General features: G+C 66.6%; 14 protein-coding genes. 7 read left to right on the forward strand and 7 right to left on the reverse strand.

Translation table 11 applies throughout. From position 1 onward, the window contains the following. Positions 1-24: 24 nt before the first annotated feature. Entirely contained in the window at positions 25-972 is a 948-nt protein-coding gene (locus tag ACUTAG_RS31135) for a DMT family transporter (protein WP_262352280.1), read from the reverse strand. A gap of 90 nt (positions 973-1,062) precedes the next feature. On the opposite strand from ACUTAG_RS31135, the gene ACUTAG_RS31140 reads away from it, so the two are divergent. The 4 genes from ACUTAG_RS31140 to ACUTAG_RS31155 all read left to right on the forward strand — a co-directional run bounded on the left by ACUTAG_RS31140 (position 1,063) and on the right by ACUTAG_RS31155 (position 4,953). After that, positions 1,063-1,914: a LysR family transcriptional regulator gene (locus ACUTAG_RS31140; protein WP_026383763.1), complete on the forward strand. Its 852-nt coding sequence runs from the start codon at positions 1,063-1,065 to the stop codon at positions 1,912-1,914. A 259-nt stretch (positions 1,915-2,173) separates the two neighbouring features. Next, a complete protein-coding gene (gene tauA, locus ACUTAG_RS31145) occupies positions 2,174-3,202 on the forward strand; it encodes a taurine ABC transporter substrate-binding protein (protein ID WP_006387208.1) in 1,029 nt (342 codons plus the stop codon). 94 nt (positions 3,203-3,296) lie between these two features. Further along, positions 3,297-4,133 (forward strand): taurine ABC transporter ATP-binding protein, encoded by an 837-nt coding sequence (locus ACUTAG_RS31150; protein ID WP_020927892.1) that lies wholly within the window; start codon positions 3,297-3,299, stop codon positions 4,131-4,133. Then, positions 4,126-4,953, forward strand: coding sequence for an ABC transporter permease subunit (locus ACUTAG_RS31155; RefSeq protein ID WP_020927893.1), 828 nt, complete (start codon positions 4,126-4,128; stop codon positions 4,951-4,953). Before ACUTAG_RS31150 ends, ACUTAG_RS31155 begins: the two co-directional genes overlap by 8 nt. Before the next feature lie 7 nt (positions 4,954-4,960). On the opposite strand, the gene ACUTAG_RS31160 is transcribed toward ACUTAG_RS31155, so the two are convergent. The 3 genes from ACUTAG_RS31160 to ACUTAG_RS31170 all read right to left on the reverse strand — a co-directional run bounded on the left by ACUTAG_RS31160 (position 4,961) and on the right by ACUTAG_RS31170 (position 6,815). Then, positions 4,961-5,509 carry a hypothetical protein gene (locus tag ACUTAG_RS31160; protein WP_054444738.1) on the reverse strand — a complete coding sequence of 183 codons (549 nt, stop codon included), beginning with the start codon at positions 5,507-5,509 and terminating at the stop codon, positions 4,961-4,963. A 107-nt stretch (positions 5,510-5,616) separates the two neighbouring features. Beyond that, complete coding sequence (locus ACUTAG_RS31165) at positions 5,617-6,057, reverse strand: hypothetical protein (RefSeq protein ID WP_446650448.1); 441 nt, start codon at positions 6,055-6,057, stop codon at positions 5,617-5,619. 182 nt (positions 6,058-6,239) lie between these two features. After that, positions 6,240-6,815 (reverse strand): hypothetical protein, encoded by a 576-nt coding sequence (locus tag ACUTAG_RS31170; protein ID WP_241117724.1) that lies wholly within the window; start codon positions 6,813-6,815, stop codon positions 6,240-6,242. A gap of 545 nt (positions 6,816-7,360) precedes the next feature. Here ACUTAG_RS31170 and pdxR point away from each other — a divergent pair. The 3 genes from pdxR (at position 7,361) to ACUTAG_RS31185 (ending at position 10,811) form a co-directional block, all read left to right on the forward strand. Further along, the gene (gene pdxR / locus ACUTAG_RS31175) at positions 7,361-8,884 is read left to right on the forward strand and encodes a MocR-like pyridoxine biosynthesis transcription factor PdxR (RefSeq protein WP_058664558.1); all 1,524 of its coding nucleotides are present in this window, start codon (positions 7,361-7,363) and stop codon (positions 8,882-8,884) included. Positions 8,885-9,067: 183 nt separating this feature from the next. After that, on the forward strand, positions 9,068-10,063 hold the full coding sequence (locus tag ACUTAG_RS31180) for a tripartite tricarboxylate transporter substrate binding protein (protein WP_006387218.1): 996 nt from the start codon (positions 9,068-9,070) through the stop codon (positions 10,061-10,063). Between the two features lie 28 nt (positions 10,064-10,091). Next, on the forward strand, positions 10,092-10,811 hold the full coding sequence (locus ACUTAG_RS31185) for a class II aldolase/adducin family protein (protein WP_081322352.1): 720 nt from the start codon (positions 10,092-10,094) through the stop codon (positions 10,809-10,811). Between the two features lie 64 nt (positions 10,812-10,875). On the opposite strand, the gene ACUTAG_RS31190 is transcribed toward ACUTAG_RS31185, so the two are convergent. From ACUTAG_RS31190 to ACUTAG_RS31200, 3 genes are all read right to left on the reverse strand, one after another. Next, on the reverse strand, positions 10,876-12,267 hold the full coding sequence (locus tag ACUTAG_RS31190) for an NAD(P)/FAD-dependent oxidoreductase (protein WP_148319037.1): 1,392 nt from the start codon (positions 12,265-12,267) through the stop codon (positions 10,876-10,878). Between the two features lie 90 nt (positions 12,268-12,357). Then, complete coding sequence (locus ACUTAG_RS31195) at positions 12,358-12,750, reverse strand: nuclear transport factor 2 family protein (RefSeq protein WP_024069017.1); 393 nt, start codon at positions 12,748-12,750, stop codon at positions 12,358-12,360. A 148-nt stretch (positions 12,751-12,898) separates the two neighbouring features. Continuing rightward, a complete protein-coding gene (locus ACUTAG_RS31200; RefSeq protein WP_446650449.1) occupies positions 12,899-13,915 on the reverse strand; it encodes a CobW family GTP-binding protein in 1,017 nt (338 codons plus the stop codon). Between the last annotated feature and the right edge of the window lies 1 nt (position 13,916).

Raw genomic sequence — 13,916 nt, forward strand, 5'->3', positions numbered from 1 at the left:
TTTTGTCGGCGCGCGAAGCAAGCGCTAGCGCGGTTCGTTCCGCACGACCATCCAGATGCCGCACGCCGACACGGCCGTGCCCACCAGCATCAGCCAGGACAGCGGCTCGCCGAACATGGCCCAGGCCCACACCAGGGTAACCGCCGGGCTCAGGTACAGCACGCTGGCGACACGGGTGGGAGACGAGCGCCGCAGGCAGATCCAATACAGGCCGTAGCCGCCCAGCGTCGACAGCGCCGCTGTCCACAGCACGCTGAGCGCGAACCCGGCGCTGGCAACCGGCAGCAGGCTGCCTTCCCTGCCCGCCAGCGCGGCGAAGGCCACCGCCGAAATCGCGCATTGCACCCACAGATTGGACAGCAGCCCCATGGACGCGGGGGAATCGGCCTGCTTCTGCCACAGGGTGGCCAGCGCCAGCGACAGCATGCCCAGCAACGGCAGGCCGTAGGTCCATGGCGGCGTCCCGCCCCAGGCCAGGGCATCGCGCGTGACCAGGATCACGCCCAGCAATCCCAGCAGCAAGCCCAGCCAGGCGCGCCTGTTCAGGCGCTGGCCGAGCAGCCCGGCTCCCAGCAGCGCCGTGCCGATCGGCAAGAGGTCGGCGATCAGCGCGGCCAACCCCGCCGGCACGCCGTATTCGATACCCTTGGCGACGCCCGCCAGGTAGCCGGCCATCGCCAGCAGGCCGATGCCGGCGTGGCGCAACAGCAGCGCCGCCGGCGTGCGCCGCAACGGACCCGCCACCCAGGGCAACAGCGCCAGCGCGACCAACACGCAGCGCCAGAACACGACCAGGAAGGCCGAGCCGTGGTCGATGGAAAAGCGCGTGCCGACGAACCCCGAGCTCCAGGTCACGACCAACGCGGCCTCCAGCGCCAACAGCGGCACGGCGGCCGGGGCGGTCCGCCGAACCGCGATTGGCGCGGAGGCGGCGTTGCAGGCATCCCCGCGGGGCATGGCAAGGTGGGGCATCGATGGTTTTCTCATGACCTTGACCTTAAGGCCAGGCCATAATCAAATAAATCAAAATATATTTGCCGCCTCGTTCACAAAATCGAAATCATGAACCAATCACTGGATATCGACCTGCTGCGCACGTTCCATGCCGTGGCCCGGCTGGGACAATTCCGCGCCGCGGCCGAGCACGTCCACCGCAGTCCGGCGGCGGTCAGCGTCCACATCCAGCGGCTGGAGGCCGTGGTCGGCGGCCGGCTGCTGGAGCGCGACAACCAGTCGGTGACGCTGACGCCCCTGGGCCAGCGCGTACTGGGCGGCACGGCCGAGCTGCTGCGCGTGCACGACCGGGTACTGGGCGGCATCCAGGGGACGGCGCTTGCCGGGCGTATCAAGCTGGGCCTGCCCGACGAGTACGCGGCCCACGTCATCCGCGACATCCTGCCACTGTTCGCCGCGGACTGGCCGGGCGTCGTGCTGGAAGTGACGACGGCGCCCAGCCTGGCGCTGCGCGACCAGGTCGGCCGCGGTCGCCTGCATCTGGCGCTGGCGGCGCAAGCGATGGCCCGGCGGCCGGACCCGCATTCACTGGCCTGGACCACGCCGGTGTGGGCGGGAAGCGCCAGGCTGGGGACGCCATTGCCCGATCCCCTGCCCTTGGCCCTGCACGCGGCGCACTGCCCCTACCGGGAGGCAATGACCACCAGCCTGGATCGCGCGGGCCTGGCCTGGCGGACGGTCTTGAGCAGTCCGTCGAGCCAGGCGGTCGAAGCCTGCGTCGAGTCGGGCCTGGCCGTCAGCCTGATCGATCGCTCGCGGGTGACAAGCGCCATGCGGGTGCTGGACACGCTGCCGGCCATTGCCGCGCATGAGATCGTTCTGCTGCGCGCGGCCTCGGCGCAAACCGCCCCGGCCACCGACCTGCTGGAACAGACCCTGCGGCGGCATTTCAGGCTCTAGCGCGACGAGCGGGATCGCCGGCCACGGCGAGACCTGCCGGCAAGGGTCCGCCCGGCTCGCACCCTTTTCCGCCCGCTCTCCCCCGAAAGACGTAGGACGCCCGGGCCGCCGCCCCAAGGCGGGGCAGCCCCCTTGGCTCCTATCGAATACGGCATCTGGCCCTAGCGCTGTGGCCCCATCCGGGCAAACTGGCACCACAGGCCGCACCGGCACAAGCCGGTCGCGTCGGGGCGCGGCCCATTCTCTCCCGGAGATCACCATGAACGCGTTATACCGCCTCATCCGCCGCGGCATCCTGGCCGGCCTGGCCGCCACCCTGCTGGCCGCGCCCGCCCACGCCCAGACCCGCCTGACCGTGGGCTACCAGCTCATCGTCGGCCCCTTCCTGACCGCCATCGCCGACGGCAGCTTCGATGCCGCCCTGAAAGACGCCGGCTACCAGGTCGACTGGCGCCAGTTCACCTCCGGCGGCGACATTTCCACCGCGCTGGCCTCGGGCAACGTGCCGGTCGGCGTGCTCGGTTCCACCGGCATCACCTCGGCCGCCACCCGCGGCGTCGACCTGCAACTGTTCTGGATCCTGGACAACATCGGCAAGTCGGAAGCGCTGGTGGCGCGCAACGGCTCGGGCATCAACGGCACCGCCGACCTGAAGGGCAAGCGCGTCGCCACGCCGTTCGTGTCGACCTCGCACTTCCACCTGCTGGTGGGGCTGGAACAGGTCTGGAAGATCAACCCGCGCGACGTGCGCATCCTGAACATGCAGCCGCCGCAGATCGTGGCCGCCTGGCAGCGCGGCGACATCGACGCCGCCTACGTCTGGCCGCCCGCGTTGACCGAGATCGAGAAGACGGGCAAGGTCATCGCCGACTCCGAAGCCATCGGCCACGCCAGCGTGCCGACCTTCGACGGCCTGGTGGTCGACCGCGCCTGGGCCGCCAAGAACCCCAAGTTCATGGCCGCCTTCACCGCCGTGCTGGCCAAGTCGTACGCCGCCTATCGCGCCAACCCCGCCGCCTGGACCGCCGACTCGGCGCAGGTCAAGAGCATCGTCAAGCTGATCGGCGGCAAGCCCGACGACGTCGCCACCGCGCTCAAGCTGCTGACCTTCCCCACCGCCCAGGAACAGGCCTCGCCCGAATGGCTGGGCGGCGGCAAGGAATCGGGCGCGGCGCGCGCCTTCGCCGCCAGCGCGAAATTCCTGAAGGACCAGAAGCAGATCGACAAGGCGCTGGCCGACTACAGCGCCCACGTCACCGACCAATACGCCAAAGCGGCCGCCAAATAGCCGCGGCCACGCGCCGGACGCGCGCCGCAAGCCGCGTCCGGTCCCGGCGCCCCCGCCTGGCCCGCGGGCGCCGCACCATGCAAGGGGACCTCGCATGACCTCTCCCGCCACGCCCGCCGCGCAGGCCCTGCGCGCGGACCACGTCAGCGTCACCTACCCCGGCCTGCACGACAGCGGACCGGTGATCGCGCTGCAGGACGTCAACCTGACCATCGAGCCCGGCGAATTCGTCGTCGCGCTGGGGGCCTCGGGCTGCGGCAAGACCACGCTGCTGAGCCTGCTGGCCGGTTTCCTGTCGCCCACCGACGGCGAGATCACGCTGGGCGGACGCCCCATCATCGGCCCTGGCGCCGACCGCGGCGTGGTGTTCCAGAAGCATGCGCTACTGCCCTGGCTGAACGTGCTGGAGAACACCGAATTCGGCCTCAAGCTGCAGGGCGTGGACAAGGAGACGCGCCGCGCCCGCGCGCGCCGCAACCTGGAGCTGGTGGGCCTGAAGGACTTTCACCGCCACATGATCTACCAGCTGTCCGGCGGCATGCAGCAGCGCGTGGGCATCGCCCGCGCCCTGACCTGCGATCCGGCCATGCTGCTGATGGACGAGCCGATGGCGGCGCTCGACGCGCTCACGCGCGAGACCATCCAGGAGCTGCTGCTGGATATCTGGCGCCAGACCGGCAAGATGTTCTTCTTCATCACCCATAGCGTGGAAGAGGCGCTGTTCCTGGGCTCGCGGCTGATCGTCATGTCGCCGCGCCCGGGACGCATCACCCACACCTTCCAGCCGGACTTCAACCGGCGCTACCTGGAGACGCGCGATGGCCGCGGCATCAAATCAAGTCCCGACTTCATCGCGATGCGCGAGCAAGTCCTCGGCATCATCTATGGCGACGAGCTTGCCGCCTCCGACGCGCAGGCCGTCCATGCCTAGCGGCCTGGGCGGCCGCCGGCCCGCCGCGCCCGGCAAGGTGTATGGCGCGCCGGGCGCCGGCTACAGCGGCCACATCAGCCTGCTGACCAGCATCGCGCTGCTGGCGCTGTGGTTTTTGGCCACCAATGCCGGCTGGGTCAAGCCGCTGTTCCTGCCATCGCCGCAGGCGGTGTACGGCAAGTTCGTGTCGGCCATGACCGAGGGCGTAGCCAACTCGACCCTGGCCGAGCACGCCATGGCCAGCCTGACGCGGGTGTTCTCGGCCTTCTTCCTGGCCTGCGCCACCGCCATTCCGGTCGGCATCCTGATGGGGGTGAACCGCTACGCCCGGGGCATCTTCGATCCGCCGATCGAGTTCTACCGCCCGCTGCCGCCGCTGGCCTATCTGCCGCTCATCATCATCTGGTTCGGCATCGGCGAATTCCCCAAGATCCTGTTGATCTACCTGGCCATCTTCGCGCCCATGGCGATCGCCGCGCGCGCCGGCGTGCGCTCGGTGTCGATCGAGCAGATCCACGCCGCCTACGCCATGGGCGGCAGCCGCATGCAGATCGTCTGGCACGTGATCCTGAAGGCCGCCATGCCCGAGATCTTCACCGGCATGCGCATCGGCATCGGCGTGGGCTGGACCACGCTGGTCGCCGCCGAGATGGTGGCAGCGGATCGCGGCCTGGGCTTCATGGTGCTGAACGCTGCGCAGTTCCTGGCCAGCGACACGGTCATCATGGGCATCATCGTGATCGGGGTGTTCGCTTTCGCCTTTGATCTGCTGGTGCGGTATCTGGAGAAATTCGCGATTCCGTGGAAAGGGCGGATTTAGGGCGGTCTTAACCGAATCTGCGCTCGTTTCTGATCCTTATCCGATCCATCCACTCATAAAAAAGCAGCACGAGCAACATCACGAAAAAAGTGACCGCCGCGCTGACCTTTGAGCTTTCTCTCTCATATTGAAGCCTTTGTTCCAAATAACCCGCCGAAAACTGACTGACACCGTCGTACCGTATATCCGCGACCCGCCGGACAGAGCCGAAAATATGGGCAGCTTGCCGGAACCAGATGACCTGAATCAGCTTCCCCTCCAAGAGGGCGCGCTTTACAGGCCACTCTTTCAGGTTGAAACAACTCGGGTCGGCGTTGAGATATACCCCTCCGCAGGTGTAATGATTCCCGTCCACAACGAGCATGTATCCCTGCTTCATCCGATACTGAAAATGCGCCGTCCCTTCCGAGACACGCATATCACCCTCCCCCGGAGACTTGGCCAGATAGGAATAAGCAAGTGGAATGCCAAAAGCGACGAGATATCCCAGGAGAAACATCAGCCGCACGCCGTTTCTGCTGCCGATTTTCTTGAGGATTTTTTTCAGCCCCTGCAACGCTTCGCCTCGCGCAATCGTTCAGGGATTATTTTTCCCGCCTGTCGCGTCAATACCCGCAATAACTCCCTAACTGCGTGGGTGCTAATTTTCTTTCTCCTTTCTCCTTACCCATTCCGCATAAATACCGCCAAAAAAAACACGACAAAACCAAGCAGCATCAGACGTTTGGATCTTTCCCTATCTTTCCATAGCTGCTTGCCGAGACAATCTCCCGGCAACAGCAATTTTCCGTCGTAAGCGATATCGACGATCCTTCTGCTTTCAATGAATGGGTACATGGCCTGATAAAACCATGTTACCGAAACCAGCTTTCCCTCAAGGCGATTGCGGTCTTCCCGAATCTGTAAACAATCAGTGTTGGCTTTGAGAAACGGACCACCGCATGTATAGACCTCACCATTCAGCACCAACTCATGGCCCCTTCCAAGGTCGTATTTGAATTGGACCAAGCCTTCAGAAAGATGCAGATCGGCTGCGGCAGGGAATTTGACAAAATAGGCATAGCCGCTGGGCAATGCGACAAATGCGGTATATAGCAGGGCCATCCAGAGGAATACCGCGTTCCGTCTGTACGTTCGCAGAACCACACGCCAAATTTTCTGCACTATTTCCCTTTTTTTCACGGCATTGGAGGACAAATGAATGCGGATCAAGAAACTTGTGCAGTTGGCATGGGAATGGCGTGGTGAAGCGGGCCAGGAACGAACCCACGGCCTTCACGGCGACTCTAATCGGGTCCGCTCCCATTTCTTCTCCTCACCCTATCTACCCACTCGCAAAACAGGAGTCCGAACAGCATCAGAACGGACGCAAATAGCGCGTCGTTCTTTGCGCTCTCCCTTTCCGATTGAAGCCTTTTCTCCAAATATCCGGCTGGCAATTGACTGGCCCCTTCGTACCGTATGTCAACCACCCTTCTAACGGAGTCAAACAAATGGGCGGACTGCTGGAACCAGAGAACAGTGACTATCTTCCCTTCCAAAAATTCGCGCCGTTCGACACCTTCGGCGAGATAAAAACAACTGGGATCGGCATTTAGATACAGCCCGCCGCAGGTGTAGTCATCTCCATTTATCAGAAGCATGTAGCCCTGCTTCATCCGGTATTGAAAATGTGCCACCCCTTCCGACTCAAGCACTTGCTCGTGGCTCGGGGGCTTGCCAAAATAGGAATATCCGAAAGGGATGCCAAAGGCGAAGAGATATCCGAAAAGAAACATCAGCCGCAAGCCATTCCTGCCGCCGATTCTCTTTGGAATTTTTTTCAGTCTTGGCAACGCGTCGCCTCTCGCAATCGCTAACACGCACAAGCCAGCGCGTAAGGTCGGAGAGGATACGAAAGGCAATTGAAGGAATAATGACAAGATCCAACGTGACAAGGAAAACGCTGTCACAATCGGACAACTCGCGCGCATTACGAACTTGGCACGATCACATGCGAAAAAGCTGGTGTGCTTGGCACACTGCGGCTCTCACCCAACGTCCGTCTCGCAGATTATCTAGCTAGATATCGGCACGATGCCTATTCAGATCTTTCCCGCAGCCGATCAAGCCCGCAGCTTGGCCTGGCCGGTTTGGAATGAATGTGAACGATTCCCGGTATTTAAGGCGCGGTGACGAAACCTTGGCAACGACGCCGCGCCCGCAGTCCGTCCGGGCGGAAACCGTCCGACACACGCGGCACACCGTTCCATTTCCTGATTGCCGCGCGCCAATGGCGTGCGCCGGCAGGGCAATCCCGCATTCCTTCGGCCGGCGCCGCTCCTCTATCCTGGGACTCTGTCCCTGGTGTCGCCCCGGCCTTCGCGCCCGCGCCGGCCGGGACGCGCCGCCACTACAAGGAGCCGCCATGTCCAGCCAGGCCTCGATGCTCAAGCCTGTGTTGTGGGAACGCCTGTTCGAACGGGAAAGCGCCCCCAACCTCAGCCTGCAGGGCCGTGTGCGGCAGATGCTGGTGTCGGCGATCCTCAGCGGTCACCTGCCGCCGGGCGCGCCGGTGCCGTCCAGCCGCTATCTGGCGGACCAGTTGCGCATCGCCCGCAACACCGTCGTGTTCGCCTACCAGCAGCTGGTCAGCGAGGGTTACCTGGAATCGCGCGAGCGCAGCGGCCACTTCGTCCATGACGGCGTGCTGGAAGGCCGCGCCGCGCCGCCCGCGGCGCAAGCGGATGCGGCGCCATCCGCCGACCACGTGCGCTGGGACGAGCGGCTGCGCTTTCGCCCCAGCCGCCAGCGCAACATCGTCAAGCCGCGCGACTGGCAGAAACAGCCCTACCCGTTCGTCTACGGCCAATTCGACCAGGACCTGTTCCCCACCGCCGAATGGCGCGAATGCTGCATCAAGGCCCTGTCGGTGCTGGATATCCGCAGCTGGGCGCCCGACCTCATCACGCATGACGATCCCGCGCTGATCGAGCAGATCCGCACCCAGGTGCTGCCGCGCCGCGGCGTCTGGGCCGATGCCGAGGAAATCGTCATCACCGTCGGCGCCCAGCATGCGCTCTATCTGCTGGCGGACCTGCTGGTCAACGAGGACACCGTGGTCGGCATGGAAGACCCCGGCTACCCCGATGCGCGCAACATCTTCGCCAGCCACACGCGCCACCTGCTGCCGCTGCCGGTGGACGACCAGGGCCTGCGCACCGGCACCCACCTGCTGGGCTGCGACTACGTGTTCGTCACGCCCGGCCACCAGTGCCCCACCACCGTAACCCTGTCGCCGGCGCGGCGCGAGGAACTGCTGACGCTGGCGCGCCAGGCCGACAGTCTCATCATCGAAGACGATTTCGAAAGCGAAAGCCGCTGGGGCGACGGCGCCATCCCGGCGCTCAAGAGCCTGGACCGCGACGGCCGCGTGATCTACGTCGGCAGCCTGGCCAAATCATTCGCGCCCGGCCTGCGCATCGGCTATATCGTCGCGCCGCGCGAACTCACCGCCGAGCTGCGTGCGCTGCGCCGCCTGATGCTGCGCCATCCGTCCGCCTACATCCAGCGCGCGTTCTCGTTGTTCATCTCGCTGGGCCACCACCATTCGCTGCTGCGGCGGCAATCGCAGGCCTATCAAAAGCGCGGCGCGGAACTGGCGCAGGCGCTGGCGCGCTCGCTGCCCGACTTCACCGCCGTGCCCATCACGGGCTCGTCCTCCTGCTGGCTCGAAGGCCCGGCATGGCTGGACGCCACCGAGCTGGCGCAGGCCGCGCTGGCCGAAGGCGTGGTGGTCGAACCGGGGCAGGTGTTCTTCATGGACGCCGGCGGCGCGCCGCGCAACTTCCTGCGGGTCGGCTTCACTTCGATCCGCGCCGAACAGATCGGGCCGGGCATCGAACGGCTGGCGCAGGTGGTGCGCCGTTTCCGCTTGCGCGCGGCCGCGTGAGACCGCTGTTCGCGGCGGCATCGCCGTGATGCGTGGCCGGCGTCGCCGCCACCGGCCGCGGCGCCATGGCCTCGCATGCCACCATACGAGTCATCGTATGGAAAATAATATTTTTTCATTGGAACTCGCATGGCCGGGTCCAGATAATGGCTCCACATAAGAAAACCATACGGAGACATCAAGATGACCAAGCCATGCATGGCGAGGCGCTTGCGGCTGGGCGCCGCCATCGCACTCGCCCTGGGCTTTTCCCCTGCCTGGGCCCAGGCCCCCTATCCCGCCAAACCCATCACGCTGGTCGTCCCCTTCGCCGCGGGCGGCGGCGCGGACGTCGTGGCCCGCCTGGTGGCGGCGAAATTGCCGCAGCAGCTGGGCGGCCAATCCGTCATCGTCGACAACAAGCCGGGCGCCTCGGGCAACATCGGCGCGCAGCAGGTGGCGCGCGCGGCGCCTGACGGCTATACCTTCCTGTTGACCAACAGCACCCTGACGATCAACGCCGCCCTGCAGATGCGCGGCACGCCGGACGTGAAGAAGAGCCTGGCGCCGATTTCGCTGCTGGTCTCGGCGCCCGTCGCGCTGGGCGTGAACCCGGCCATTCCCGCCAGGACGGTGCCGGAACTGGTCGCCTACATCCAGCAGAACAAGGACAAGCTGAGCTATTCGTCCTGCGGCAACGGCACGCCCCAGCATTTCGTGGGCGAATCGGTCAAGCAGATGGCGAAGCTGGACATCGTCCACGTGCCCTACAAGGGTTGCGCGCCCGCCATCAACGACGGGCTGGGCAACCAGGTGCCGGTGCTGTTCAGCACCATTCCCAACCTGGCGCCGCACGCGGACGCCGGCAAGCTGCGGATGATCGCGGTGGCGTCCAGGCAGCGGGTCTCGTTCCTGCCGAACGTGCCCGCCATCGCCGAGACCGCGCCCTTCGGCGACCTCGACATCTCCGTCTGGTTCGGCATCCTCGGCCCGCGCGATCTGCCGGCGGACGTGAAAGCGAAGTTCGAGCAGGCCGTTGCCGAGACGATGAAGAATCCCGCGGTGCAACAGGAATTCCGCGACCGCTACTACGAGGTGGTCCAGACCGGCCCGGCCGCGATGGCGCGGCAGCTTGACGGCGATCTCGGCCTGTACAGCGCGCTGGCCAGCAAATCGGGCATCTCGCTGGACCAGCAGTAGCCATCACACAACATAAGGGAAGAATCTCGTGAGCCCCCCCATCCAGCACCAACAGGTCATCGACGACCTGGTCACCGCCAACCGCATCCTGGCGCGTTTCGGCGTTCTCGACGGCTTCGGCCATGTCAGCGTCCGCCACCCGGGCAATCCCGCGCACTTCCTGCTGTCGCGCTCGCTCGCGCCGGAACTGGTGACCGCGCAGGACATCATGGAATTCGACGAATCCTCCGAACCCGCCAACGCGGACGCGCGCAAGCCCTATCTGGAACGCTACATCCACGGCGAGATCTACCGCGCGCGCCCCGACGTGCAGGCGATCGTCCACAGCCATTCGCCGTCGGTCATCCCCTATGCCGGATCGAATGTGCGGCTGCGCCCGATCTACCACATGGCCGGATTCCTTGGCGCCGGCGCGCCGGTGTTCGACATCCGTTGCTGCTTCGGCCACACCGACATGCTCGTCAGGAACCGCGACCATGGCCGCGAACTGGCGCAAACGCTGGGGCAGAGCAAGGTCTCGCTGATGCGCGGACATGGTTTCGTCGCGGTCGGCGGCGACATTCCGGTGGCAGTCTACCGCGCCATCTACACGGAGATGAACGCCGCGCTCCAGCAGAAAGCCATCGGCCTGAACGGCGAGATCACATATCTGTCGGACGAGGAAGCCGCCATGGCCGACGACATGATGGCGGGCGTCATGAACCGTCCCTGGGAGCTGTGGAAGAAGCAGGTATCCGCGCAGGCGTGATCGCCCCCTGGCGACGGGCTCGCCGGCGGCGCGGAGCCCGCGCGCCGGCCGTTCGCCGCCACCGCTACAGCACTTCGTCGCGCAGGTAGTACCAGCGATACAGCAGCGCCTGCCCCAGCCGGCGGAACGGCGCGAACAGATGGCCGGGCAGCGGCGAGCCGTAGATCGGCAGGTTCCACGACAGGCCGTCCTGGCCCATCATGCGCTGCGCCAGGCGGCGGCCGGCATGGGCCGAGAACGACACGCCATTGCCGCCATAGCCGAAGGCGTAGTACACCTGCCGCGCCGGGTCCGGCTGGGTGATGCGCGGCATCATGTCGTGGCTGACGTCGACCCAGCCCGTCCATGCATAGTCCAGCTCGATGCCGCGCAGCGACGGGAACTTGCGCGCCAGGCCTTCGCGCAACAGCGCCAGGTGGCGCGGGTGCTGCGCGTCGGCGCCGCGCAAGGCGCTGCGGCTGCCGATCTGCATGCGGCCATCCGGCAGCAGCCGGTAGTAGAACCTCAAGGTGCGCGTGTCGGTGATGAATACCGTGCTCTTGATGCCGGCGCGGGCGCGTTCGTCCGGCGTCAACACGCGCGTCACCATGGAATTGGACAAGATCGGCATGATGCGGTTGTCCAGCAACCGATTCACGCCCTGCGCGGTATAACCGCCAGTGGCAAAGCCAACCCGCTTGGCGCGCACCGTGCCGCCGGGCGTTTGCAGGCGGTAGCCGCCGCCCTCCTCGGTCCAGCCCAGCACCGGGCTGCCCGGATGCAGGCGCGCGCCCAGCGCCCGGGCCTGGCGCATGTAGCCATAGGCGAGCTTCAAGGGATGCACGCCGATGCCGTCCGGCTCGTGCAGGGCGCCGACCGCCTCGTGGTCATCGACGTAGCGCTCGCGCAGTTCCTCCTTGGTCAGCATGCGCGTGTCGTAGCCGAACAGCTCGCGCATGACCCGCGCTTCGTTGCGCAGGAACGCCATCTTCTTCTCGCGATGCGCGGTGTACAGATGGCCGCCGGGTTGCGCGTCGCAGTCGATCTGCGCCACCAGGCTCTTCCAGTAATCGAAGCCTTCGTGGATCTCGGCATCCAGGCGCCGCGCGGTGTCCAGCCCCCAACGTTCGATCCATTGCGAGCGGTACAGGCGTCCCGACGCGTTCTGCCCTTGCCCGCCATTGCGGCTGGTGCAGCCCCATACGGCGCGGTTGGCCTCCAGCACCACCGCGCGCACGCCGTAGTCGCGCGCCAGCGCCAACGCCGCCGACAGGCCCGTGAACCCCGAGCCGACGATGACAACGTCGGCCTCGATGTCGCCCCGGATCGGGCCGTCGTCCGCGGGCGGCGGCCCGGCCGTGGCGACCCAGTAGGTCGGCGCGTACTCCTGCCCGCGTCCCGGCGCCGACACCAGCGGATCGTAGAGCGGGTCGTAGGCGCTGACGGCCGGGCTGGCGGCCGCCGGCGCGGCCGGCATGCCGGCGGGGTCGATGAGGGTACCGGCGGTATTCGACGGATCGGAAGACATAGCGGCATCCATGGGGCGGTATCCGGTGGCGGCGTCGGCTCAGGCGCGGGCCGGCAAGGCCGGGCGTTGCTTGCGGAAGGCGTTCTTGACGCGGATCTTGCCGTCCTGGAACGTGAAGACGTCGACCATGTCGGCCTCGACTCGCGAGCCGTCCGCGGCCGTGCCGGTAAAGGTGCTTTCCGACACGCCGCGCTCGCCCGCCACCCAGTGGCGGCCGTTGTTCCACTGCGCATCCGGGAAGTTCTTCCAGGCCGCCTCGAAGGCGGCGCGGACCGCCTCGCGGCCGCTGTGCCGGGCGCCCCAGCGCTCGGGGCCGCCCACCGTTTCGAAGACGCAGTCCTCGCTCATGAAAGACATCAGGGCGTCGATATCGTGGCGGTTCCAGGCGGCCGCGAACTCGGCCAGCATGTCCACGGTGACGGTCTTTTGCATTGCCTACCCTCCTCGATCGCCGGGCGCGACGTGCGCCCAGGCTCCATGCCCAAGGTACGCGGGGGGCTGGGCACGGTCTAGAACCAGACGCGGCAAATCGCTTGCACCAGAACGGCCCCGCCGGCGCGGCGCCTGCTTTCACGACGCCTCACGTAGCGCCTGACGTAGCGCCTGACGTAGCGCCTGACGTGGCGGCGGGCGTGGCGGCGGGCGCCAGCCGCGCGCGCAATTCACTGCCTTGCGCCATGCCGCGCATGCCGATGAAGACCAGCGATGGCGACCGCGCCCCGGCGGGGCGCGCCGCCCGCGTATCGAAGCGCACCCGGCGTCCGGCCAGCTGCACCAGCACCCAGCCATGGCGTTCGGTGCGCACCCAGCCCTTGGCCCGCAGCCAATGGCGCGGCAACTGCCGCAGCGCATCGGCCAGGCGGTCGGCATGCAGCATGGCGGGCGCGGGCCAGAGCCAGCTCTGGAACGGATGTTGCGGCTCGTCGGCGTCCATGGCGTGCGCCGGTCCGGCCGCCGCGTGGCGGTGCGCCGGATCGCAGCAATGCGCCGCGCAGGTTTCATGGCCGCGATCGCCCGCGCCAAGCAATGCGCCCAGGTCCACCCGCGCCTCGCGCGTCGTTACGACCGGCGCCTCGCCGGCCTGCGTCCGCAGCCAGTCGCGCAGCGCCGGCAACGCGGCGGCGGGCAACAGGTCCGTCTTGTTCAGCACCAGCAGGTCGGCGGCGCGCAATTGGCGTTGCGCCGTGTCGGCCAGCAGCGGATCGGCAAGCGTCTCGCGGATGGCGCCAGCGTCCACCAGCACCACCACCGCCTCCAGTTGCAGCAGCGGATCCGACAGCCCCACCTGCGCGATGCGGCCCGGGTCGGACACGCCGCTGGCCTCGATCACGATCCACCCGGGCGCCGGATCCAGCGCCAGCACCCGCGCCAGCGCGTCGTCCAGGCCGCCCGCCATCGAACAACAGACGCAACCGTTGGCCAGCCGGATCACGTTGTCGGCGCGCTCGGCCAGCAGGCCGGCGTCGATATCGACCGGTCCGAAATCGTTGACCAGCACCGCGGCGCGGCGGGCGCCGTGCGCCAGCACATGGTTCAGCAAGGTGGTCTTGCCCGCGCCCAGGAAGCCGCCCACCACGGTCAGCGGAATGCGCGCCATC

The organism is Achromobacter sp. CSND-B12 (assembly GCF_052906545.1).

Excerpts from the sequence above, each read along its gene's own strand:
- ACUTAG_RS31180 (WP_006387218.1), top strand. The coding sequence starts at position 9,068 with ATGACCAAGCCATGCATGGCGAGGCGCTTGCGGCTGGGCGCCGCCATC.
- ACUTAG_RS31200 (WP_446650449.1), bottom strand. The coding sequence starts at position 13,915 with ATGGCGCGCATTCCGCTGACCGTGGTGGGCGGCTTCCTGGGCGCGGGC.
- ACUTAG_RS31155 (WP_020927893.1), top strand. The coding sequence starts at position 4,126 with ATGCCTAGCGGCCTGGGCGGCCGCCGGCCCGCCGCGCCCGGCAAGGTG.
- ACUTAG_RS31150 (WP_020927892.1), top strand. The coding sequence starts at position 3,297 with ATGACCTCTCCCGCCACGCCCGCCGCGCAGGCCCTGCGCGCGGACCAC.
- ACUTAG_RS31135 (WP_262352280.1), bottom strand. The coding sequence starts at position 972 with ATGCCCCACCTTGCCATGCCCCGCGGGGATGCCTGCAACGCCGCCTCC.
- tauA (WP_006387208.1), top strand. The coding sequence starts at position 2,174 with ATGAACGCGTTATACCGCCTCATCCGCCGCGGCATCCTGGCCGGCCTG.
- ACUTAG_RS31190 (WP_148319037.1), bottom strand. The coding sequence starts at position 12,267 with ATGCCGGCCGCGCCGGCGGCCGCCAGCCCGGCCGTCAGCGCCTACGAC.
- ACUTAG_RS31140 (WP_026383763.1), top strand. The coding sequence starts at position 1,063 with ATGAACCAATCACTGGATATCGACCTGCTGCGCACGTTCCATGCCGTG.
- ACUTAG_RS31195 (WP_024069017.1), bottom strand. The coding sequence starts at position 12,750 with ATGCAAAAGACCGTCACCGTGGACATGCTGGCCGAGTTCGCGGCCGCC.
- pdxR (WP_058664558.1), top strand. The coding sequence starts at position 7,361 with ATGTCCAGCCAGGCCTCGATGCTCAAGCCTGTGTTGTGGGAACGCCTG.
- ACUTAG_RS31165 (WP_446650448.1), bottom strand. The coding sequence starts at position 6,057 with ATGGCCCTGCTATATACCGCATTTGTCGCATTGCCCAGCGGCTATGCC.